The sequence below is a fragment of the Nocardia elegans NBRC 108235 genome, from assembly GCF_001612845.1.
Lineage (GTDB): Bacteria > Actinomycetota > Actinomycetes > Mycobacteriales > Mycobacteriaceae > Nocardia > Nocardia nova.
The window spans coordinates 16,072-36,725 of record NZ_BDBF01000001.1; the positions used below are offsets into that span (position 1 = coordinate 16,072).

Genomic DNA, 20,654 nt, shown 5'->3' on the forward strand with positions numbered 1-20,654 from the left:
CGTCACACCCGGGCCACACCCCGGCAGCCACGTAACACCGGCCGCCGGCCGCCGGTTACCCGCCGGAGGGTCCGCGTCACCACGTCCGGCCGCCCGCGGCGACGGCAGCACGGCACCCCGCCGGGGCGATTTCCCAAAGCGGTTGCGGCCGGGAAACTCTCGCGGTCGCACGCACCGATCGGCGACGATGCGCGGTCCTCGAATCGAGCGCCGGATGCCGTGGTGGCAGGATAACGGTGCTGGTCCGGCACCGCATCGTGAGCGACCCACCGCGCGGCGTTGCCCGGGGATGCCGCCGACCCGTCCAGCAGCACGTGTAACACTGGCGAAACACAGCCTTGATTGCGGGGAAACACCGCATCCATACCGTTCAGCGCTGAAACCCAGCAATCGGCACAGGCTGGGAACCGATCCGTAAGGAGTACTAAGTGGCGTTCAGCACGGCCGACGAGGTCATCAAGTACATCAAGGAGGAGGACGTCGAGTACGTCGACGTACGCTTCTCGGACCTTCCTGGCGTTCAGCAGCACTTCTCCATCCCGGCGAAGTCGTTCACCACCGACCTGGCCGAAGAGGGCCTGGCGTTCGACGGCTCCTCGGTGCGCGGTTTCCAGTCGATCGACGAGTCGGACATGCTGCTGCTGCCCGACTTCTCCACCGCCCGGATCGATCCGTTCCGTGCCGCGAAGACGCTGAACATGAACTTCTTCGTGCACGACCCGTTCACCCGTGAGGCCTACTCCCGTGACCCGCGCAACATCGCGCGCAAGGCGGAGGAGTACCTGCGCTCGACCGGTATCGCCGACACCGCGTTCTTCGGCCCCGAGGCCGAGTTCTACATCTTCGACGGCGTGCGCTACGACTCCGGCATGAACGGCGCGTTCTACGAGATCGAGTCCGTCTCCGGCTCGTGGAACACCGGCGAGGAGTTCAACCCGGACGGCACCCGCAACCTGGGCTACAAGGTCCGCAACAAGGGTGGCTACTTCCCCGTCGCCCCGTACGACCACTACGTCGACCTGCGCGACACGATCTCCACCAACCTGCAGAACGCGGGCTTCGTGCTCGAGCGCGGCCACCACGAGGTCGGCACCGCCGGCCAGGCCGAGATCAACTACAAGTTCGACACCCTGCTGTCGGCCGCGGACGACCTGCAGCTGTTCAAGTACATCGTGAAGAACACCGCGTGGCAGGAAGGCAAGTCGGTCACCTTCATGCCGAAGCCGCTGTTCGGTGACAACGGCTCGGGCATGCACGTGCACCAGTCGCTGTGGAAGGACGGCAAGCCGCTGTTCCACGACGAGGCCGGCTACGGTGGCCTGTCCGACCTGGCCCGCCACTACATCGGCGGCATCCTGCACCACGCGCCGTCGCTTCTGGCGTTCACCAACCCGACCGTGAACTCCTACCACCGTCTGGTGCCGGGCTACGAGGCCCCGATCAACCTGGTGTACTCGCAGCGCAACCGCTCCGCCGCGGTCCGCATCCCGGTCACCGGCAACAACCCGAAGGCCAAGCGCATCGAGTTCCGCGCGCCCGACTCCTCGGGTAACCCGTACCTGGCCTTCGCCGCCATGCTGATGGCCGGCCTGGACGGCATCAAGAAGAAGATCGAGCCGCAGGCCCCGGTCGACAAGGACCTCTACGAGCTCCCGCCGGAGGAGGCCAAGAACATCCCGCAGGCCCCCACCTCGCTGGCCTCGGTCATCGACCGCCTCGAGCAGGACCACGAGTACCTCACCGAGGGCAACGTCTTCACCGACGACCTCATCGAGACCTGGATCCAGCTCAAGCGTGACAACGAGATCGCGCCGGTGAACCTGCGTCCGCACCCCTACGAGTTCGAGCTGTACTACGACGTGTAAGTCGTCACGGCACAACCGAATTCACGAAGCCCCAGCCGAATCCGGCTGGGGCTTCGGTGCGTTCCGGGACACGCTACAGATGCGGGTGGCTGCCCAGGGATGCGCTGTAGACGGCCGGATGAGCTTGGGCGGCAGCGAGATTGCGGCGTTCCTCGGCGGTCAGGGTATGGCGGGCCAGCGCGCGGCGGGCGTAGGTGCGCAAGGTCCCCAGTAACGAGGGGTGGGCGTGAATGTGGATCATGGCTGGATCCCTCCTCCCTGAACTTTCGATGTGGCGAGGATCCCATTCTTCCATCAGTTCACCGAGATTTCAGGTTGTGTTCACTTTTGGGCCGCGCGGCGCGTCGCCGGTGAGCGCGCGGTTGCCAAGATCGAAAGAGAGTGAGATGATTCGCCTGTTATCTTCTCATCATGTCTAGTGGTCAAAGGAGATCACGGATGACCGCCTCCGTCGCCCGCGCCGAGCGCACCGAACACGAACTCGGCCCCCGCACGCCGATCGAGCCCGGAACCCGCATGTGGGACGAGGTAGGACTGATCACCTTCTCCCTCACCGCCGGATCGGCATTCCTGCTGCAGACCATGGAACCGACGATCTCCGCGGTCGTCGACGAGCACTCGACCTTCCGCACCGACCCGATGGGCCGCGCGATGCGCAGTCTCGCGGCGGTGATGACCTGGACCTACGGCGGTGACGAGGCCGTCGCCGAGGCCGACCGCCTGCGGCATATGCACGCCTCCCTCAACACCGTCGACGCGCAGGGCAAACGCCACTCCGCACTCGCCTCCGGTCCGTGGGCCTGGGTGCTGCACACCGGCACCTACGCCTTCAACGAGGGCTCGAAATATTTCAGCCGCACGCCGCTCACCTACGCGGAGAAGGAGCAGTACTACCAGGAGGTGCTGCAGCTGCTGCGCATGTTCTCGGTGGCGCCCAAGGAGATTCCGCCGACCTACGCCGAATTCGAGGTCTTCTTCGCCGACACCGTGGAGAACCATCTGGTCGCCACCGACACCGCGCGCGACTACCTGAAGACGATCCGCCACGTGGCCCCGCCGAAGTCGCTGCCCACACCGCTGGTGCCGCTGTGGAAGCTGGCCGCCGCACCGCTGGGCCGCATGCAGTACTTCTGCACCGTCGGCACCACACCCGAACCGGCGCGCCGCAAACTCGGACTGACCTGGACCGCGCAGGACGAGCGCAACCTGCGCATCCTGGGCTGGCTGCTGGCCCGGCTCGTGCCACTGCTGCCGGAACGGATCCGCTACTTCCCCATCGCCTACGAGGCGCGCAAACTCGAACGCGACCGCGCCCGGCTGCGCAAGGTGCTCGATCTGCGCCCGATGTAATCGAGGCGCCGCGTGACCGGCCGGCTTCCCGACCCCGGTTCTGAGGGCTGGACGGGTGGCGGTGCAGACTCGATAGTCCTATGGTGCTCGAGAATTCATCGCCACGCGCGCGGCGCGTGCTCACGCGCGTGCTGTGCGGGCTGGTCCTCCTGGTCGCGGCGGCGGCGCCGGTCACCGCGACCGCCGCACCGGCCCCGGCGTATCAGTGGCGCCAGGAGTTCCTGACCACCCCCGACGGTGTGCGGTTACACGCGGACATCCTCCGGCCCGCCGGCATGGCCGACGACGTGCGCACTCCCGTCGTCATGACGGTGAGCCCCTACCGCAACCATCTGGCATTCACAGCCGAAATTCATCCGCAGGGCGGGCCGTCGCTGCGCGATCTGTATTCGGAACTGTTCCTCGACGCCGGCTACACCTATGTGATCGTGGATCTGCGAGGTTTCGGGGGGTCCAGTGGCTGCCCCGACTTCGGTGGCCCCGGCGAGCAGAGCGATGTGCGTACCGCGGTCGAATGGGCTGCGGCACAACCGTGGTCGACCGGACGAGTCGGCCTGACCGGTACCTCCTACGAGGCATGGACCGGCATCATGGGTCTGGCCACCAACCCGAAGGGGCTGGCGGCGGTGGCGTCGTTCGAACCCGTCGTCGACCCGTACAGCTACCTGTACATGCAGGGCATTTCGTGGAAGTTCTCCGGAAAACCGGTGACCGAGGACGGAATTCGCCCCGGGGATATGGCCGGATTCGAACATCTGCTGATCTCCTCCACCCCCGCGCACCCCTCCGACTCACCGGAATACAAGGCCAACGCCGCGCGGCTACCGATCGAATGCGCGCGGTCCTATCTGGCGGGCACCACCGACCACGACGGCGGTACCCGGTTCTGGCGCGATCGTGACCTCACCGATCGCGTTCGCGGCAGCAAGGTTCCGCTGTTCTTGAGCCAGGGTTTCCTCGATTACAACACCCGCGCCTATCGAGTCTTCGACGTCTGGAAGAATCACGACCTACCCGAGGACAGGGGCTGGTTCGGCCAGTGGGGACACCAGAACTGCCACGAGGCATGCGGGACACCGCAGTTCTACAGCGAGGCGCTGGCCTTCTTCGACAAGTATGTGGCCCAACGCGACGTCCAGGTTCCGGGCCCGCGCGTCACCGTCGGCAGTTTCGACGGCCGGTGGCGCAGCGAAAAAGTCTGGCCGCCCGCCGATTCCGCACGAGTGACGATGCCGATCCGGCCCGGTGAATACACCGATCGCGGCCTGCTCCCCGGACCGGACCGCGAGTACTGGTCGCTCTCGCAGCCGCTGCCCTCCGATCAGCATCTGTCCGGAATCCCCATGGCCACCCTGGCATTGAGCGGCCCACCGGACGCCACGGTGGCCGCGGAACTCTACGATGTGGCGCCCAACGGCGCGGGCACGGTGATCACTCGGGGTATCGCGCAGGTCGCCGAGACCGCGAACATCCGCCTGCTGGCACAGGATTGGACCGTGCCGGCCGGGCATCGGATCGGGGTGCGTATCACCGATGTGGTCGACACCGTCTGGTCGCACACTCCGGCGAATGCGCGGGTGAGCGTGCATTCCGGCACCATGGAGTTGCCGCTGCTCACCGGCACCCGGAATTTCGATCTGACCGGCGGCACCAGTGAAGCGCTCGGCAAATGGCGCGCGCGCTGGGTGACCGACCTGCCGGCCGAGGTGCTGCGCGATTCCGGTGTGACCGTGGACTTCCCGCAACGACGAGGAGATCGATGACAGCGACCGGTACGACCGCGACCACCGTCGACGACGCGACCGCCCAGCGGCTCGCGGCCGCCCTGCGCTGCGTCACCGTCTCCCGCGACGACGCCGATGCCGACGTGGTCGAATTCGACCGGCTCGCAAGCCTTCTCGAACACGAATTCCCGTTGGTACATACCCATCTCGAACTGGAGCGGTTCGGCCACAGCCGCTTGTATCGCTGGCCCGGCACCGAACCGGGTACGGCGGCCGTTCTGCTCGCCCATCAGGACGTGGTTCCGGTCGACGACGAGGCCCGCTGGACCCATCCCCCGTTCGCCGGTGTGGTCGACGACGAATTCGTCTGGGGCCGCGGCGCGATCGACGACAAGAGCCGGGTGCTGGCCATTCTGGAGGCCGCCGAATCGCTGCTGGCCGAGGGCCGCCGTCCGCGCCGGACCATCTATTTCGCCTTCGGCCACGACGAGGAGATCTTCGGCCGCGCCGGCGCCACCCGGATGGCGGCCCGGCTGCGCGAGCTCGAGGTGCGCGCCGATCTGCTGCTCGACGAGGGCGGAGTGATCACCCAGGGCGTCGCCGACGGGGCCACCGCACCCGTCGCCTCCATCATGCTCGGCGAAAAAGGCTGGGCCACGGTGCAATTGCGCACCACCGACACCGGCGGGCATTCCTCGATGCCCGGTCGCGAGACCGCAGTGGGCCGGATCGCGCGGGCGATCGCGCGCCTCCAGGACCATCCGATGCCGCTGCGCATGACGCCGGTGATCGCCGACATGCTGGTCCGGATGCGCCCCGCCATGGCCGAACCGCGGCGTTCCGCGCTGCGGCTGGCCCCGGTCGCGGGCGCGGTGATCACCCGGATGATGGCGGCGCGGCCGCAGACCGAGGCGCTGGTCCGCACCACGACCGCCCCCACCGTGATCCGCGGCGGGGTGAAGGCGAACGTGCTGCCGCAAAGCGCCGAGGCGCTGGTGAATTTCCGTATCCTGCCCGGTGATTCGGTGTCCGCCGTGCTCGACCACTGCCGCCGCGTGGTCGCCGACCCGCGCGTCGCGATCGAGGTGATCGGAACGGCCTCCGAACCGTCGCGGATCACCGGACCCGGCCCCGCCTTCGACGTGCTCGCCGACATCACCCGCGCTCTGGTGCCCGACGCGGTGGTGACCACCGGCATCGTGCCCGGCGCCACCGATTCCCGCCACTACGACGGGCTGGCCGCCACCCGGTGCAACTTCGCGCCGATCGTGGTCGACGCGGCGGATCTGGAGCGGATCCACGGCACCGACGAACGGCTCTCCCGGGCCAATTACGCGCGGCTGATCGAATTCAACCGCCGCGTCCTCGCGCACTACACCGGCACCGGCGGCTGATGCCGGGAATGTCGGTGTTCGCCGCTACCCTCAACGGGTGCGAGCTACAGCAACGTTCACCGTCAAATCCTTCGTCGCCACGGACGTCCTGCCCGATCCGGATATCCCCACCGCGACGCCGGTCGGAATCGCCCGGCTGGAAAAGCATTTCGAGGGTGAGGCGGTCGGACGTTCGGCCACGTTGTTCACCGCCGCGTTCGACCAACTGTCGGGCCGGGGCACCTATGTCGCGATGGAGTCGTTCGAGGGCTCGCTCAACGGATTGGCCGGCACGTTCAACTTCGCCCATTCGGCGACCACCGCGGGCGAGGACCGCAGCGCCGAATTCTTCACGATCGTGCCCAGCAGCGGCACCGGGGAGCTGAGCGAGATCACCGGAACCGGCGGTCTGGCGGTCGACGCCGACGGCACCCACCGGATCTGGTTCGACTACGACCTGGGCTGACCATCGACGCGGCGCGGCGGGCCGATGTGCAACGCTCCGGCCCGCCGTGCGCGACAATGGCGGCGCAGCGACGACGCAGACGGAGGTAGCGATGACGACAGGCGATACCGGCGAATTCGACGCCCGCGGCGGACAGGTGTTCTGGCGGGCCTGGCTGCCCGAACAGGCGCGCGCGGTCGTGGTGCTGGTACACGGCGTCGCCGAGCACTCCGGGCGCTACGACCACGTGGGTAAACGGCTGGCGGACAGCGGTTTCGCGGTCTACGCCTTCGACCACATCGGGCACGGCCGCTCCGGCGGCGGCCAGTCGAATATCGAATCGATCGACGCGGCCGCCGACAATGTGAACACCATGCTGGATATCGCGAGTGCGAAGCATCCGGGCCTGCCCCGGTTCGTCCTCGGGCACAGCATGGGCAGCCTGATCACGCTGTATCTGGCGACGCGGGCGCCGCTGGACGTCGCGGGCATCGCGGTGTCGGCGCCGCCGGTGGTCATCGAGGCCGGCAATCCCGTGCAGCGACTGCTCGCTCCCGCGTTGAGCCGCTGGGCGCCGAATCTGGGTGTGCTGCAACTGGATTCGGCGCAGATCAGCCGCGATCCGGAGGTGGTACGCGCCTACGATCAGGATCCGCTGGTCTACCGCGGCAAACTGCCGGCCCGCACGGCGACCGAAATTCTGCGTGGCGCCGAATTCGTCCTCGCTCACCTGGACGCGCTGCGGGTGCCGACGCTGGTGCTGCACGGCGGCGAGGATGCCCTGGCGGCCCCGGTGGGCGCCGATCGGATCGAGGCCGGCGCCACCGCGACCGATCTCACGGTGCTGCGGTATCCAGGCCTCTACCACGAGGTTTTCAACGAACCCGAGCGCGAGAAGGTACTCGGCGACCTGGTGCGCTGGTTGGAGGAGCACACCGGCGCGCAGTAACATCCGAGAATGAGCAATACCGACCAGGGACGTATCGCCTTCATCCGGGCCAACTGGCACCAGTCCATCGTCACCCAGGCCTACGCGGGTTTCCTGGCCGAGTACGGCGATCTGGGGTATTCGGCGGATGCGGTCGAGGTGTTCGACGTGCCCGGCGCGTTCGAGATCCCGCTGCACGCGCAGCGGCTGGCCCGCACCGGCCGGTACGCGGCGGTGGTGGCCGCGGCGCTGGTCGTCGACGGCGGCATCTACCGGCACGATTTCGTCGCCTCGGCCGTGGTCGACGGGCTCATGCGCGTGCAACTCGAGACCGACGTCCCGGTGTTCTCCGTGGTGCTGACCCCGCATCACTTCCACGAGCACAGCGAGCACGTGGACTACTTCACCAAGCACTTCCACACCAAGGGCGCCGAGGCCGCACGCGCGGTCGCCACCACGCTCAGCTCCCTGCACACCCTCCCCACCAGCGCGGTCTGAGACCGGACACGGCCGAGACCGCCGAGGGCCCGCGGTCCGGGGCCGGCCGACGACACAGCACGGCAGGGGCGACCGGCGATCCGGTCGCCCCTGCTCGTCACTTGTAGTTGTTCAGGCAGGCCGTCTCACCGTCGAGCACCCCGGCGCGGAACGCGTGGAGCCGCTGATACCCGCTGGGCACCACCTTGCCGTCGGTATCGCTCGCGGCCAGGCCGTCGGCCAGCAGACCCGACACCGCGGCGTCCAGATCACCCGCGGTGAGCCGGGGATCGCCGGCCGGATCGCTGAGCTTGGTGGTGACGACGCCGGACAGGCAGGCGGTGCGCAACCCGGCGGATTCCGGTCCTTGCAGCGACAGGTGCCGATCCCGTTCGACCGCGAGCACGTAGCGGGATATGAACACGACGTAGGCGTTGTAGTTGCCGTCGACCACCGCGGACAGCGGGTCCTCGTCGCCCGGTTGCTGACCGGCACGCTTGGCCAGCTCCGGCACATCGGTGCCCACGGTATTGCTCGCCGGACAGTACGAAACCGGCTCCACCGCAGTATCTTTCGGGCAATTCTTGGCGATTCCGGAATAGTCGAGCACCGGCGGCTGCGGCAGTGGATAGATCCGGGCGAGCGCGGCGGCGACGGCACTGAGCCCGTCGACGTCGACACCCATCTGATTCTCCTCGTCGCCGGGTTCGAAGGTGGTCGGCAGGCCGCCGCGGCGCTGCTGAATCTCCTTCTTGGTGATGCCCTTACACCCGGCCGCGCCGTCGGACCAGCCGATCTGCACCGCCGTCACGCGCTCGAACGCCGAGCCGTGCACATTCTTCGGGTTGTCGGGGTCGCGGTCGCGCACGGCGACCGTCGCACCCAGGACACCGTTGAGCCCGTCGGTCGTGTTCAGGGTGAAATGCGCCGAACCGCCCTCGGCCACATGCCGCAAGAACACACCCGCGAAGCAGTCGGCCTGCTGTTCGAGCACGATTCCGGGCGTGAAGAATCCGTTGAGCCGGGCCTGGTCCTGTAGCGAGTGACCGTACTCGTGCGCGAGCACCATGACCACGGCCATCTTCCCGTACTTGTTCGAGATCAGCGGCAGCAGTTTGCCGCGATCCCACCCGACGGTCTTGTCGATCTTGCAGTAGGCCGCGTTCACCACGTGATAGGTGCCGGAGCGGCAGAAGGTGACCGATTGTTCCTTGGGCGCGTTGGCATCCCAGGAAATGAAGTGACCCACCGGCTTGAAGGTGCCCGGGAAGTTCTTGCCGTACTCGGCGCCCCAGTAGTCCTGCAGATCCGACAGGGTGTTGAGGGCCAGCCGGTCCATCTCGCCGCCGTCACCGTTGTCGGCGTGCAGCGGCGCATCCGGCACGCCCGGTCGCGGACCGCTCGGGCCGGAGGCGTTGGGCGCGGCGCCGCTGAGCGCCCACGGATTCTCGTTGGTCGCGGCAACATCATGTGCCACAGTCGTTTTCGCATCGGTGCCGCATCCGGCCGATACCGCGCCGAGCACCAGCAACCCGGCCGCCGCGGCCAGCCGCAGCCGCCTGTTGTATCTCATCTCGTATCCTCCCCGAATACCACTGTCGACGCCCGGACCGACGACGATCCGGATTCCGCACAGCGGTCCCCCCGTCTCCCGAGCGCTCACATCGTAATCGGGCGCCCGCGCGAATGCGCAACGTATATCTCGATATCGGCACGGATACCGCACGGTGACGACCACGACATGGCGCGCACACCACGCGTTCATCTACTATTTACCTACGTAGATAGTAGATGCTCAACGGCGAGCAGAGAGGCCGAGACCATGCCCCGACACCCCCGCGCATCCCTCACCCTTCCCGCCCTGGCGGCGCTCACCGCCGCGGGCCTCGGCTTCACCGCGGCGCCCGCCGAGGCCGAATCCAGGCGATCGGCCGCCCAAACCACCCCCGGCTGCCTGTGGGCCGGAACCTCCCACCCTGCCGGCGCCACCGTCATCGCGGGCGGCCGCGGCTACACCTGCGGCGCCGACGGTCGCGGCACTCCCATGTGGTCGGCCGGCGCCGCCTCGGACCGGCCCGATACCGTCGCCAACCCGGGCTCGGCCGGCGACCCGGCCGCGCACTTCAGTCTGGGCGCGCGCCAGCCCGGCACCGCGTACAACGACTACTGCGTCGGCAATCAACTGGTCGAGGGCGCCGACGACGTCTACCAGGTGGTGCGCGACAACGACGGCCGCTTGTTCTGGAAGGCCGCCGAACCCGTCAGCGCATGGCGCTTCGATCGCGGAAGCGTTGCGCCGCAGCCGACCTGGCGCGGAACGGGCCTGTGCTACGAGGGCAATATGGCGTGATCGCCGGTCAGCCCTGTTTGCGGTGCGGAACGAATTCCAGCGTCAGCAGCGCGAGCACGGTGAAGACGATCTCACGCCAGCGGATGAGGACGAAACGCTGATTGCCGAAGGAGTTGAACTTGCGCAGGAACCGATACAGCGATTCCAGCCGGATCAGCGGATCCAGCGTGCGGGCCAGCACATAGATGGCCTGCTTGGAGCGCGATCGTTCCTTGTCGGCGAACAGTTCGGGGAATGCCGCGAACGCCAGCGAGATGCGGTGCACGTCGTGGTCGCGGCCGTAGTCGACGAGGTCGACGATCATCCGCTCGTCCAAGCCGTTCGGGGCATCCTTGCGCCGCCACGGCACATCGAGACTGAGTTCGCTGCCGTGATTGGAGGATCCGTAGCGCTGGAATCCGGCGACCCGGCCCTCACCGTCGCGGGCGATCACCACGAGCATGCCCGGATTCCGGCCGTCGAGCAGGTGATCCAGGATCATCGAGAAGCCGCGGGTCTGGTGGCCGGTCCCCCACTCGTCGACGATGCCCAGCAGCGCCTCGCGCATCTCGCGGTCGAGTTCGCGTTCGGGAATCACCTCGGTCTTGACGCCGAAGTTGCGGGTGCGGCTCACCGCCTGGCGCAGGTTGCGGAATTTGCGGCCGACCATATCGAACGAGTCGACCTCGATCACCACGTCACGGCCGATCGGAATGGCGTGCAGGCCATGATGATCGGCCGCGCGGGTGCGCCACAGTTCGGTGACCGCGGGGCTGGCGCCCAGCACCGCGATCCGCCAGCCGCGCACGGAAGCGAATTCGGAGAACTCGGCGATGAGCCGGCCGAATTCGGCGCAGTTGCCGACCGGGTCGCCCGCGACGACCGCGATGCCGAAGCGCGCGCGGTAACCGATCGCGGCGTTCGAATCGGCGCTGAAGAAATAGGATTTGGCCGAATGCAGAGCGAACGGGGCCAGCGGATCCTCGACGGTGCGGTCGACCAGCGCGGCGATGCGATGCCGCTGATCCGGTTGCGGGCGCGAACTCTGCGGCAGCATCAGGATCAGGCCCGTGGAGGCGAGGCAGACGAAGCCGACGGTGCCGTGATCGCTGCGGTAGGCGATATTGGACACCCCGAGCACGATCACCGCGACCGTGAAGTGCGGCAGCGTGATCGGCCGCCGCAGATGCAGTCCGCGCGCCACGAACAGGCCCGACAGGGAAACCGCCACGAACCAGCCGCGATTGACACCTTCACGGGAGGCGCGGTCGGCCGCGTACAGCAGCACCACACCGACCAGCACCAGCACCACGATCAGCGGAACCCGCACGGCGCGGGTCGGATTCAGGGCGGCGTGCCGATAGGTGCGGTAACCGGTGACGGCCGAATTGAGTTCAGCCATCACGGTCTCCGATCACGCAGGGCATCGCGTGTGTCGTCGAGTTGGTGGGCGCTGCGCACGTCCACGAACATCCTCACCATGGCGGTCCTCCCGAATGGTCGCGTAGCGATACAGTATGCGGAACGCTCGTTCCGGCTCTGCGAGGCCCCTCGCACGGTCACGACGGCACAGCACACTCTGTACCAACCGATATCGCGCCCGGTCTGTTCCCCGCAACACGTTTTCGGCCCACAGAGCCGGCCGTATCGCGAGAATTCATCGCCGGTCCACGAAAGCGCCGCCTACCCCCGGTGACCGACGTGACCGCGACAACCGCCGCGCCCACGCATCGGTATCACTGACCGCGTACCCCGCCGCGACGGATCTACGCCCCGCTCACCCGCCGCCGAAGACGCGTTCGACGACCGTCTTGGCCCGCCGCGTGACGCGCATGTAGTGGTCGAGGAATTCGCTGCCGTCGTCGGTCGGCCAGCCCGCGACCCGCGCCACGGCCGAGAGCAACGGCCCGGGCCCGGGCAGCTGGTCGGCGGGTTTGCCGCGCACCAGCACCAGGGCGTTGCGGGCCTTGGTGGCGGTGAGCCAGGCGTCGCGCAGCAGCTCCACATCGAGGGCGTCGAGCAGTTTGTTCCGTTCGATCACCGCGAGGCATTCGAGCGTGGAGGTGTTGTGCAGATCGGGCACCTCGTGCGCGTGCTGGAGTTGCAGCAGTTGCACGGTCCACTCGATATCGGCGAGGCCACCGCGGCCGAGTTTGGTGTGGGTGGCCGGATTCGCGCCGCGCGGCAGGCGCTCGGAGTCGACGCGAGCCTTGATCCGCCGGATCTCGCGCACGGCCTCCTCGGAGACCCCGCCCTTGGGATAGCGCACCGGATCGATGGAATGCAGGAACCGCAAACCCAGTTCCTCGTTGCCGGCGACCTGATGTGCGCGCAGCAGCGCCTGCACTTCCCACGGCTGCGCCCACTGCTGGTAGTAGGCGCGATAAGCGGCCAGGGTGCGGACCAGCGCACCGTTGCGTCCCTCGGGCCGCAGCCCGGCATCGACCTGCAGCGGTGGATCGGTACTGGGCGCGCCGAGGAGCCGCTGCACCTGTTCGGCCACCCCGATCGCCCACTTCACCGCGACCGTCTCGTCCGCGCCCGGACGCGAATCGCAGACGAAAAGCACATCGGCGTCGGACCCGTAGCCCAGTTCCATTCCGCCGAGACGGCCCATGCCGATCACGGCGAAGTCCGCCGGCGCCGGCGCCTGATGTTCGGCCTCCCAGGCCCGGATCACGGCCTGCAGCGACGCCTCGAGCACCGCGACCCAGACCCACGACAGCGCCCGGCACACCCGCGGCACCTCCAGCATGCCGAGCACGTCGGCGGAGGCGATGCGGGCCAGCTCGTGGCGGCGCAGCGAGCGAGCGGTGGCCACGGCCCGTCTGGGATCGTCGTAGCGGGCGGCCCCGGCCAGGATGCTCGAGCGCACATCCTCGGCCTTCGGGGTCAGCAGCAGCGGCCCGTCCGGTCCGTCGGCGAACATCCGGATGGTTTCGGGCGCGTTGATCAGCAGATCGGGCAGATAGGCCGAGGAGCCGAGCACGATCATCAGCCGCTGCGCGATCGCGCCCTCGTCGCGGAGTTCGCGCAGGAACCAGATCTGGTCGTCGAGGCCTTCGGACACCCGACGGTAGGCCAGCAACCCGGCATCGGGATTCGGTGTGTCACCGAGCCATTCGAGCAGGGTCGGCAACAGCAGTGCCTGGATGCGGCCCTTGCGCCCCACCTCCCCGGTGAGCGCCTTGAGGTGGCCGAGGGCGTTCTCCGGGGCGGCGTAGCCGAGGGCGGCGAGCTGGCGGACCGCGGCCTGCGGACTGAGCCGCAACGCGGCGGCGTCGAGGCGGGCCACCGATTCCAGCAGCGGGCGGTAAAACAGCTTCGCGTGCAGCCGGCGCACCCGCACGGTGTTGCGCTTGATCTCGCTGCGCAGCACCCCGACCGCGTCCTGGCGTCCGTCGGGACGCATATGCGCCGCGCGGGCGAGCCAGCGCATCCCCTCCTCGTCGTCGGGTGCGGGCAAGGTGTGGGTGCGTTTGAGCCGCTGCAACTGCAGGCGGTGCTCGAGCAGGCGCAGAAATTCGTAGGAGGCGGTGAGGTTCGCAGCGTCGTCGCGGCCCACATAGCCACGCGCGGCCAGCGCGGTCAGCGCCTCGACCGTACCCGGCACATGCAGCGATTCATCGGCCTTGCCGTGCACCAACTGCAGCAGCTGCACAGCGAATTCGACGTCGCGCAGGCTGCCGTGGCCGAGTTTCAGCTCCCGCTCGCGCATCTCCTCGGGCACCAGGCTTTCGACCCGCCGCCGCATCGCCTGCACGTCGGTGACGAAATCCGGTCGTTCCGAGGCGCTCCACACCATCGGCATCAGCGCCTCGCTGTACTGCCTGCCGAGTTCCAGATCGCCGGTGGCGGGGCGGTTCTTCAGCAGCGCCTGGAATTCCCAGGTGCGCGCCCAGCGCTTGTAGTAGGTGGTATGCGAATCCAGCGTGCGCACCAGCGCCCCGGCCTTGCCTTCCGGACGCAACGCGGCATCGACGTCGAAGAACGCGCTGCCGGCGATGCCCATCATCTCCGCGGCCAGCCGGGTGGCGGTGGTGTCGGCGGGTTCGGCGACGAACACCACGTCGACATCGGAGACGTAATTGAGTTCGCGCGCACCGCATTTGCCCATCGCGACCACCGCCAGCCGGACCGGAACCGGGTCGTCGGGGCAGATCCGCGCCACCGCCACCGAGAGCGCGGCGGTGAGCGCGGCATCGGCGAGGTCGGTGAGATGGTTGCCGACCTGCTGATACGGCAGCACCGGTTCGTTCTCGACGGTGGCGGCCAGATCGTGGGCGGCCAGCACCATCAGCTGATCGCGATATCGCTTGCGCAGCAACGCGATCGCGTCGGGTCCGGCATGGGTGGCGCGGTAGAGCATCGGCGCGGCGTTCGGCCCCGTCTCGGGCGCTGCGCCGACCGCATCGAGCAGATCGTCGAGAATCTCGCGCGTGCTCGGCAGTTCCCGCCGCAACAGCTGCCAGCTCGCCGGATCGGCGACCAGATGGTCGGCGAACGCGCTCGACGAGCCGATCAGCGCGAACAGCCGGCCGCGCAACGACAGATCGGTGCGCAACGCGGAATCCAGTGCGGCCCAATCGGACCCGAGCGCCTCGCGCAGGCGGATCAGGGTCAGCAGCGCCAGATCGGCATCCGGCGACCGCGACAACGCCCACAGCAGTGCAACGCTGTCGACATTGTCCCAGGCGAGCTCTCGTAACGACGCGGCTGCCGTCGGCTCCAGCAATCCCAGCCGACCGGCACCGGGCACTGCGGGACGTGCAGTCGGTGGCCGGACCATTCTCTCAAATTACCGTCACGGCCGAGCATGCGGAAGTTGCCTGCTCGCAGGCGTGGAGTGAGTGCTCGGCCGACGTCGGCCACGGAGCCGATTCCTTTTCGGGAAGGGCTGCGGGAACGCCGCCTCCCGCTGGCCTACCGGGGACGAGCTGTATCGGGCCGGAGGCCACAGCAAGCTCGGCCCCGAGCCGCCGCCCATCGCTCAGACCCGGATCGAACGCCCTGAGCCGCCCTACCGCGGTATCGGCGTCCGCGCCGAAATGGGGTCGACCGCGCGCACGCAGCCCGCGGCCGACCCGTTCCTCAGAAGCTGTGTTCCGGTCCCGGATAGGTACCCTGCGCTACCTCTCGTGCGTATTCCTCTGCGGCACTGCGCAATTCGTCGCCCACGCGACCGAAGCGCTTGACGAACTTGGCCGTCTTACCGCTGGTGTAGCCGGCCATGTCCTGCCAGACCAGTACCTGGGCGTCGCAGTCGCTGCCGGCGCCGATGCCGACGGTCGGGATGGTCAGCTTGTGGGTGACCTGCCCGGCCAGCTCGGCAGGCACCATCTCCATCACCACGGCGACGGCCCCGGCCTCCTGCACCGCGATGGCGTCGGCGATCAGCTGTTCGGCCCCGTCGCCGCGGCCCTGCACCCGGTAGCCGCCGAGGGTGTTGACGCTCTGCGGGGTGAAGCCGATATGCGCCACCACCGGGATGCCGGAGGCGGTCAGCCGGGCGATGTGCTCGGAAACCCGTTCTCCGCCTTCGAGTTTCACCGCGTGCGCACCACCCTCCTTCATGAAGCGGGTGGCGCTGGCCAGCGCCTGGTCGGGCGAGCCCTCGTAGCTGCCGAACGGCAGATCGGCCACCACCAGGGCATGCGGGGCCCCGCGGACCACGCCGCGTACCAGCGGCAGCAGTTCCTCGATCGTGATCGGCACGGTGGTGTCGTAGCCGTAGACCACGTTGGCCGCCGAATCGCCGACCAGCAGCACGGGGATGCCGGCCTCTTCGAACAGCTTCGCGGTGGAGTAGTCGTAGGCGGTCAGCATCGCCCACTTCTCGCCCGCGGATTTCCATTGCTGCAGGTGCTGTACTCGCGTCTTCCGCCGGGAAGTTGTCGGCGCGGCACCGTAGGCGGTGGTTTCGGAAGCAGGATTGTCCTGAGCAGCGGACATCATCGTCCCTTTCGTCTGTCCTCGAGGCCCGATCGGGTCCCCGGGTTGCTATGACCCGTTCAGTCTGCCACCGCGACAGGGCCGCGTTTAAGGCGTGCCCGGGATGGGATTTGTCACAGCGGTGGGAGCCGTGGCCGGAGGAGGCAGCCTGCGTAACCACGGAGGCCGCCGCGGACACCGCCAAGGGACACGGGCGGAGATGGAAGGATGGCGCGCATGTCCTTGTCGCGATCCGGTCGCGTCGCAGCCGCGGTGGCCCTGATGTGTGTGGCCGCCGCCTGCTCGTCGACGTCGAAGAATCACCCCGTCGCCCAGCCGTCCGCGCCGAGTCCGGCCGCACTGCAGAAGTACTACACCCAGGTTCCCGCGTGGGGTAGCTGTGACGGATTCGGCGATTCCTCGACCCGATTCCCGCAGGGCACCGAATGCACGCACATCGCGGTGCCGATCGATTACGACAAGCCCGAGGGCGCGACCGCGCAGATCGCGGTCTCCCGGATCAAGGCGACCGGGCAGCGCATCGGATCGCTGCTGTTCAATCCGGGCGGGCCCGGCCAGGCCGGACTGTGGATGGCCGCGCAGGGGCAGGACACCCCGCTCGCGCAGCGGTTCGACCGCATCGGTTTCGATCCGCGCGGTGTCGGCGCCTCCACGCCGCTGATCGAATGCCTGACCGGGCAGCAGTGGGATCAGCAACGCGCCGAACCGCCCAAGGACTACACCCCCGCCGGCATCGCGGCCGCCGAGCAGGAGAACAAGGACTTCGCCGCGCACTGCACCGAGAAGACCGGCAACGAATTCCTCGCCCACGTCGGCACCCGCGAGGTGGTGCAGGACATGGACATCATCCGGGGAGTGCTCGGCGACGACAAACTCAACTACGTCGGTTACTCCTACGGCACCCGGCTCGGCTACACCTACGCCGAGAAGTTCCCGGACAAGGTGCGGGCCATGGTGCTCGACGGCGCCCTCGATCCGGACGCCGATCCGGAGAAGGAATCGGTGCAGCAGGCCGCCGGATTCCAGAAGGCGTTCGACGCCTACGCCGCCGACTGCGCGAGCAAACCGGACTGCCCGCTGGGCCAGGACGCGAGTCAGGCGGTGGCCCGCTTCCACGATCTGGTCAACCCGCTCTGGAACCACCCGGCCGAGACCCGCGACGGCCGCGGGCTCACCTACAGCGACGCGGTCACCGGTGTGCAGAACACCCTCTACGCCGAGGACAGCTGGAATGTGCTGAGCGCGGGCCTGGCTCAGCTGGCCAAGGGCAAGGGCGACATCCTGCTGCAGCTCGCCGATCTCTACGACGGCCGCAGCAAGGACGGCACCTACGACAATTCGCAGGACGCGTTCCTGGCCATTCATTGTGTCGACGATCCGGCCATCAAGGGCCGCGCCGAAACCGATAAGCAGGACGCGGAATACCGCAAGGTTGCCCCGTTCCTCGACGACGGCCACGCCACCGGGCAGGCGCCGCTCGAGATGTGCGCGTTCTGGCCCGTGCCCAACAGCGGCTCCCCGCACAACATTTCCGCACCGGGCCTGCCCAAGACCGTGGTCATCTCCACGACCGCGGATCCGGCCACCCCGTATCAGGCCGGTGTCGATCTGGCCCATCAACTGGGCGCGGCGCTGATCACCAACAAGGGAACCCGCCACACCGCGTTCCTCTCCGGGGGCGTGCCGTGCGTGGACGACGCCGTCTTCGCCTACCTCAGCGACCTGAAGACACCGCCGGAAGGACTCACCTGCGGCTGACGCCACACATGCGGACCGGCGGTTGTTGCACGATGTAACACGGATTTAACCGCGGGTGCCTACGCTCGCGCGTATGGATCGCCAGAAGGAATTCGTGCTGCGGACGCTCGAGGAGCGGGACATCCGCTTCGTGCGACTCTGGTTCACCGACGTCCTGGGATATCTGAAGTCGGTGGCGATCGCCCCCGCGGAGCTGGAAGGCGCCTTCGAGGAGGGCATCGGATTCGACGGCTCGGCGATCGAGGGTTTCGCCCGGGTGTCGGAGGCCGATATGGTCGCCAAGCCCGATCCGTCGACGTTCCAGGTATTGCCCTGGTCCACCAGCAAGGGCCATCAGCATTCCGCGCGCATGTTCTGCGATATCGCGATGCCCGACGGCTCGCCGTCGTGGGCCGATCCGCGGCACGTGCTGCGCCGGCAGCTGAACAAGGCCGGTGACCTGGGGTTCAGCTGCTATGTGCATCCAGAGATCGAGTTCTTCCTGATCCGCTCGGCGCTCAAGGACGGCCGTCCGGTGCCCGCCGACAACGGCGGCTTCTTCGATCAGGCCGTCCACGACGAGGCGCCGAACTTCCGCCGCCACGCCATCGACGCGCTGGAATCGATGGGCATCTCGGTGGAGTTCAGCCATCACGAGGGTGCGCCCGGCCAGCAGGAGATCGATTTGCGCTACGCCGACGCGCTGTCGATGGCCGACAACGTGATGACCTTCCGCTACCTCATCAAGGAGGTGGCCATCGACGAAGGCGTGCGGGCCTCGTTCATGCCCAAGCCCTTCTCCGACCATCCGGGTTCGGCCATGCACACCCACATGAGCCTGTTCGAGGGTGAGCACAACGCCTTCGCCGATCCCGACGACCCGAACAACCTGTCCGAGACCGCGCGTGCGTTCATCGCGGGCATTCTCGAGCACGCCAACGAGATCAGCGCCGTCACCAACCAGTGGGTGAACTCCTACAAGCGGCTGATCCACGGCGGCGAAGCGCCGACCGCCGCGTCCTGGGGCCGGTCGAATCGTTCTGCGCTGGTCCGGGTTCCGATGTACACGCCGAACAAGCAGTCCTCGCGGCGAGTCGAGATCCGCAGCCCAGACTCCGCGTGCAATCCGTATCTGGCCTTCGCGGTGCTGCTGGCCGCGGGCCTGCGGGGTATCGAGAAGGGGTACACGCTGCCCCCCGAGGCCGAGGACGACGTGTGGTCGCTGACCTCCGCCGAACGCCGCGCGATGGGCTTCCGCGAGCTGCCCTCGACCCTGGACGAGGCGCTGCGGGCGATGGAGCGGTCCGAGCTGGTCGCCGAAACGCTGGGCGAGCACGTGTTCGACTTCTTCCTGCGCAACAAGCGCCACGAGTGGGCCACCTACCGCGCCCAGGTCACCCCGTGGGAGCTGGGCGAGTACCTGACGCTGTGATCGCCTGTGCGAGAACGGCTTCGGCCGGCCGCACCGACGATCGGTGAGCTGGGTTAGGTTGTTCCGATGAACGCGCCTGTATCGGTGGCCGATCAACCACTGCAACCGCTGATCGACTGGGCCACCCGGGAACTCGCGCAGCGGGGACTGACCGTGACCGGCGCCCAGGAGATGCGGCGGCGGGACTGGACGCTGCTCGGCCGCATCGAGACGAACGGCGGAGCTGTCTGGGCGAAGGCGAGTGCGCGCGCGTTCGCCCACGAGGGCCCGCTGCTGGCGGCCTTGGATCGGCTCGTTCCGGGATCGGTGCCTAAACCCCTTGCGGTACATCGTGAGAACGGATGGTTCCTCGGAGGCGACGGCGGCGAGACCATGCGAACCGGACCACTCGACCGCCACTTCGCACTCGACGGTGCGGACGCGCCGCCGCCGCGTCCGCCGGAATGGGAATCGGTGCTGCGGTCCTACGCCGGCCTGCAGCACACCGTCTGCACGCACGCGGAGTCGTTGCGCGACACCGGAACTCCGTACCTGCCGCCGGCGCGCCTGATCGAGGTCTACCGTCACTTCGCCGACCGCGCCCCGGGACTGGAGTTCGCGATCGAATCGGCCGCTGCCGAACTCGCGCGGTACGGCCGGCTGAGCGTGGAACACAACGACCTGTATCCGGGCCACGTCTTCCGCGCCACCGCCGCGGTGTTCGACTGGGGCGATGCGCTGATCACCCATCCCTTCCTGTCCGTGCGCACGTTCCGGGATCCGCAGCGCACGGCATATTTCGACGCCTGGCGGGAACTGACCACCGTCACCGACCGCGAGATCGAGCTGGCCGAACGCCTCGCACCCCTGACCACCCTGCATTCGTGGCTGACCATCGACACGGCACGGGGCCGCCCGGGCGAACGGTTCGCCCCCTTCGTCACCGAGATGCTGGACCTGCTGCGCGCGAACTTCGCCTGAGCCACCCGGCCACCCGCGGTGAGGTGGCAGACTCGTAGGTCCACAGCAGGAACTCCGGATGCACGCCGGAATCGAACAAAGG

At 68.1% G+C, this 20,654-nt stretch carries 16 protein-coding genes; 11 read left to right on the top strand and 5 right to left on the bottom strand.

What is annotated here, in order from left to right:
- The first annotated feature begins 428 nt into the window (after window positions 1-428).
- Window positions 429-1,865 carry a type I glutamate--ammonia ligase gene (gene glnA, locus NE2_RS00080; protein ID WP_063022727.1) on the top strand — a complete coding sequence of 479 codons (1,437 nt, stop codon included), beginning with the start codon at window positions 429-431 and terminating at the stop codon, window positions 1,863-1,865.
- Window positions 1,866-1,938: 73 nt separating this feature from the next.
- On the opposite strand, the gene NE2_RS35380 is transcribed toward glnA (NE2_RS00080), so the two are convergent.
- On the bottom strand, window positions 1,939-2,106 hold the full coding sequence (locus NE2_RS35380) for a hypothetical protein (RefSeq protein ID WP_157110917.1): 168 nt from the start codon (window positions 2,104-2,106) through the stop codon (window positions 1,939-1,941).
- Between the two features lie 197 nt (window positions 2,107-2,303).
- Between NE2_RS35380 and NE2_RS00085 the strand changes: the two genes are divergently transcribed.
- The 6 genes from NE2_RS00085 (at window position 2,304) to NE2_RS00110 (ending at window position 8,183) form a co-directional block, all read left to right on the top strand.
- Window positions 2,304-3,215: an oxygenase MpaB family protein gene (locus NE2_RS00085; RefSeq protein ID WP_063022729.1), complete on the top strand. Its 912-nt coding sequence runs from the start codon at window positions 2,304-2,306 to the stop codon at window positions 3,213-3,215.
- 116 nt (window positions 3,216-3,331) lie between these two features.
- Complete coding sequence (locus tag NE2_RS00090) at window positions 3,332-4,978, top strand: CocE/NonD family hydrolase (protein WP_233429591.1); 1,647 nt, start codon at window positions 3,332-3,334, stop codon at window positions 4,976-4,978.
- Entirely contained in the window at window positions 4,975-6,333 is a 1,359-nt protein-coding gene (locus tag NE2_RS00095; RefSeq protein WP_063022733.1) for a M20/M25/M40 family metallo-hydrolase, read from the top strand. The genes NE2_RS00090 and NE2_RS00095 overlap by 4 nt, the downstream gene beginning before the upstream one ends.
- 37 nt (window positions 6,334-6,370) lie before the next feature.
- Window positions 6,371-6,778: a DUF3224 domain-containing protein gene (locus NE2_RS00100; RefSeq protein ID WP_030515341.1), complete on the top strand. Its 408-nt coding sequence runs from the start codon at window positions 6,371-6,373 to the stop codon at window positions 6,776-6,778.
- 91 nt (window positions 6,779-6,869) lie between these two features.
- Complete coding sequence (locus NE2_RS00105) at window positions 6,870-7,706, top strand: alpha/beta hydrolase (RefSeq protein ID WP_063023248.1); 837 nt, start codon at window positions 6,870-6,872, stop codon at window positions 7,704-7,706.
- Between the two features lie 9 nt (window positions 7,707-7,715).
- Entirely contained in the window at window positions 7,716-8,183 is a 468-nt protein-coding gene (locus tag NE2_RS00110; protein ID WP_063022735.1) for a 6,7-dimethyl-8-ribityllumazine synthase, read from the top strand.
- Between the two features lie 97 nt (window positions 8,184-8,280).
- Here the strand turns inward: NE2_RS00110 and NE2_RS00115 are convergent, their stop codons facing one another.
- On the bottom strand, window positions 8,281-9,735 hold the full coding sequence (locus tag NE2_RS00115; protein WP_063023250.1) for a neutral zinc metallopeptidase: 1,455 nt from the start codon (window positions 9,733-9,735) through the stop codon (window positions 8,281-8,283).
- Between the two features lie 249 nt (window positions 9,736-9,984).
- Here NE2_RS00115 and NE2_RS00120 point away from each other — a divergent pair, with 249 nt between their 5' ends.
- On the top strand, window positions 9,985-10,512 hold the full coding sequence (locus NE2_RS00120) for a hypothetical protein (RefSeq protein ID WP_063022737.1): 528 nt from the start codon (window positions 9,985-9,987) through the stop codon (window positions 10,510-10,512).
- Window positions 10,513-10,519: 7 nt separating this feature from the next.
- Here NE2_RS00120 and NE2_RS00125 read toward each other — a convergent pair whose 3' ends face one another.
- The 3 genes from NE2_RS00125 to panB all read right to left on the bottom strand — a co-directional run bounded on the left by NE2_RS00125 (window position 10,520) and on the right by panB (window position 16,446).
- Entirely contained in the window at window positions 10,520-11,893 is a 1,374-nt protein-coding gene (locus NE2_RS00125) for a bifunctional lysylphosphatidylglycerol flippase/synthetase MprF (RefSeq protein ID WP_084493653.1), read from the bottom strand.
- A gap of 375 nt (window positions 11,894-12,268) precedes the next feature.
- On the bottom strand, window positions 12,269-15,280 hold the full coding sequence (locus NE2_RS00130; protein WP_063022739.1) for a bifunctional [glutamine synthetase] adenylyltransferase/[glutamine synthetase]-adenylyl-L-tyrosine phosphorylase: 3,012 nt from the start codon (window positions 15,278-15,280) through the stop codon (window positions 12,269-12,271).
- A 302-nt stretch (window positions 15,281-15,582) separates the two neighbouring features.
- Entirely contained in the window at window positions 15,583-16,446 is an 864-nt protein-coding gene (gene panB / locus NE2_RS00135) for a 3-methyl-2-oxobutanoate hydroxymethyltransferase (protein ID WP_106958701.1), read from the bottom strand.
- 204 nt (window positions 16,447-16,650) lie between these two features.
- Here panB and NE2_RS00140 point away from each other — a divergent pair, with 204 nt between their 5' ends.
- The 3 genes from NE2_RS00140 (at window position 16,651) to NE2_RS00150 (ending at window position 20,572) form a co-directional block, all read left to right on the top strand.
- The gene (locus NE2_RS00140; protein ID WP_106958700.1) at window positions 16,651-18,201 is read left to right on the top strand and encodes an alpha/beta hydrolase; all 1,551 of its coding nucleotides are present in this window, start codon (window positions 16,651-16,653) and stop codon (window positions 18,199-18,201) included.
- 73 nt (window positions 18,202-18,274) lie between these two features.
- Complete coding sequence (gene glnA, locus NE2_RS00145; RefSeq protein WP_063022741.1) at window positions 18,275-19,612, top strand: type I glutamate--ammonia ligase; 1,338 nt, start codon at window positions 18,275-18,277, stop codon at window positions 19,610-19,612.
- A 66-nt stretch (window positions 19,613-19,678) separates the two neighbouring features.
- Window positions 19,679-20,572, top strand: coding sequence for a phosphotransferase family protein (locus NE2_RS00150; RefSeq protein WP_063022743.1), 894 nt, complete (start codon window positions 19,679-19,681; stop codon window positions 20,570-20,572).
- The last annotated feature ends 82 nt before the right edge of the window (window positions 20,573-20,654 follow it).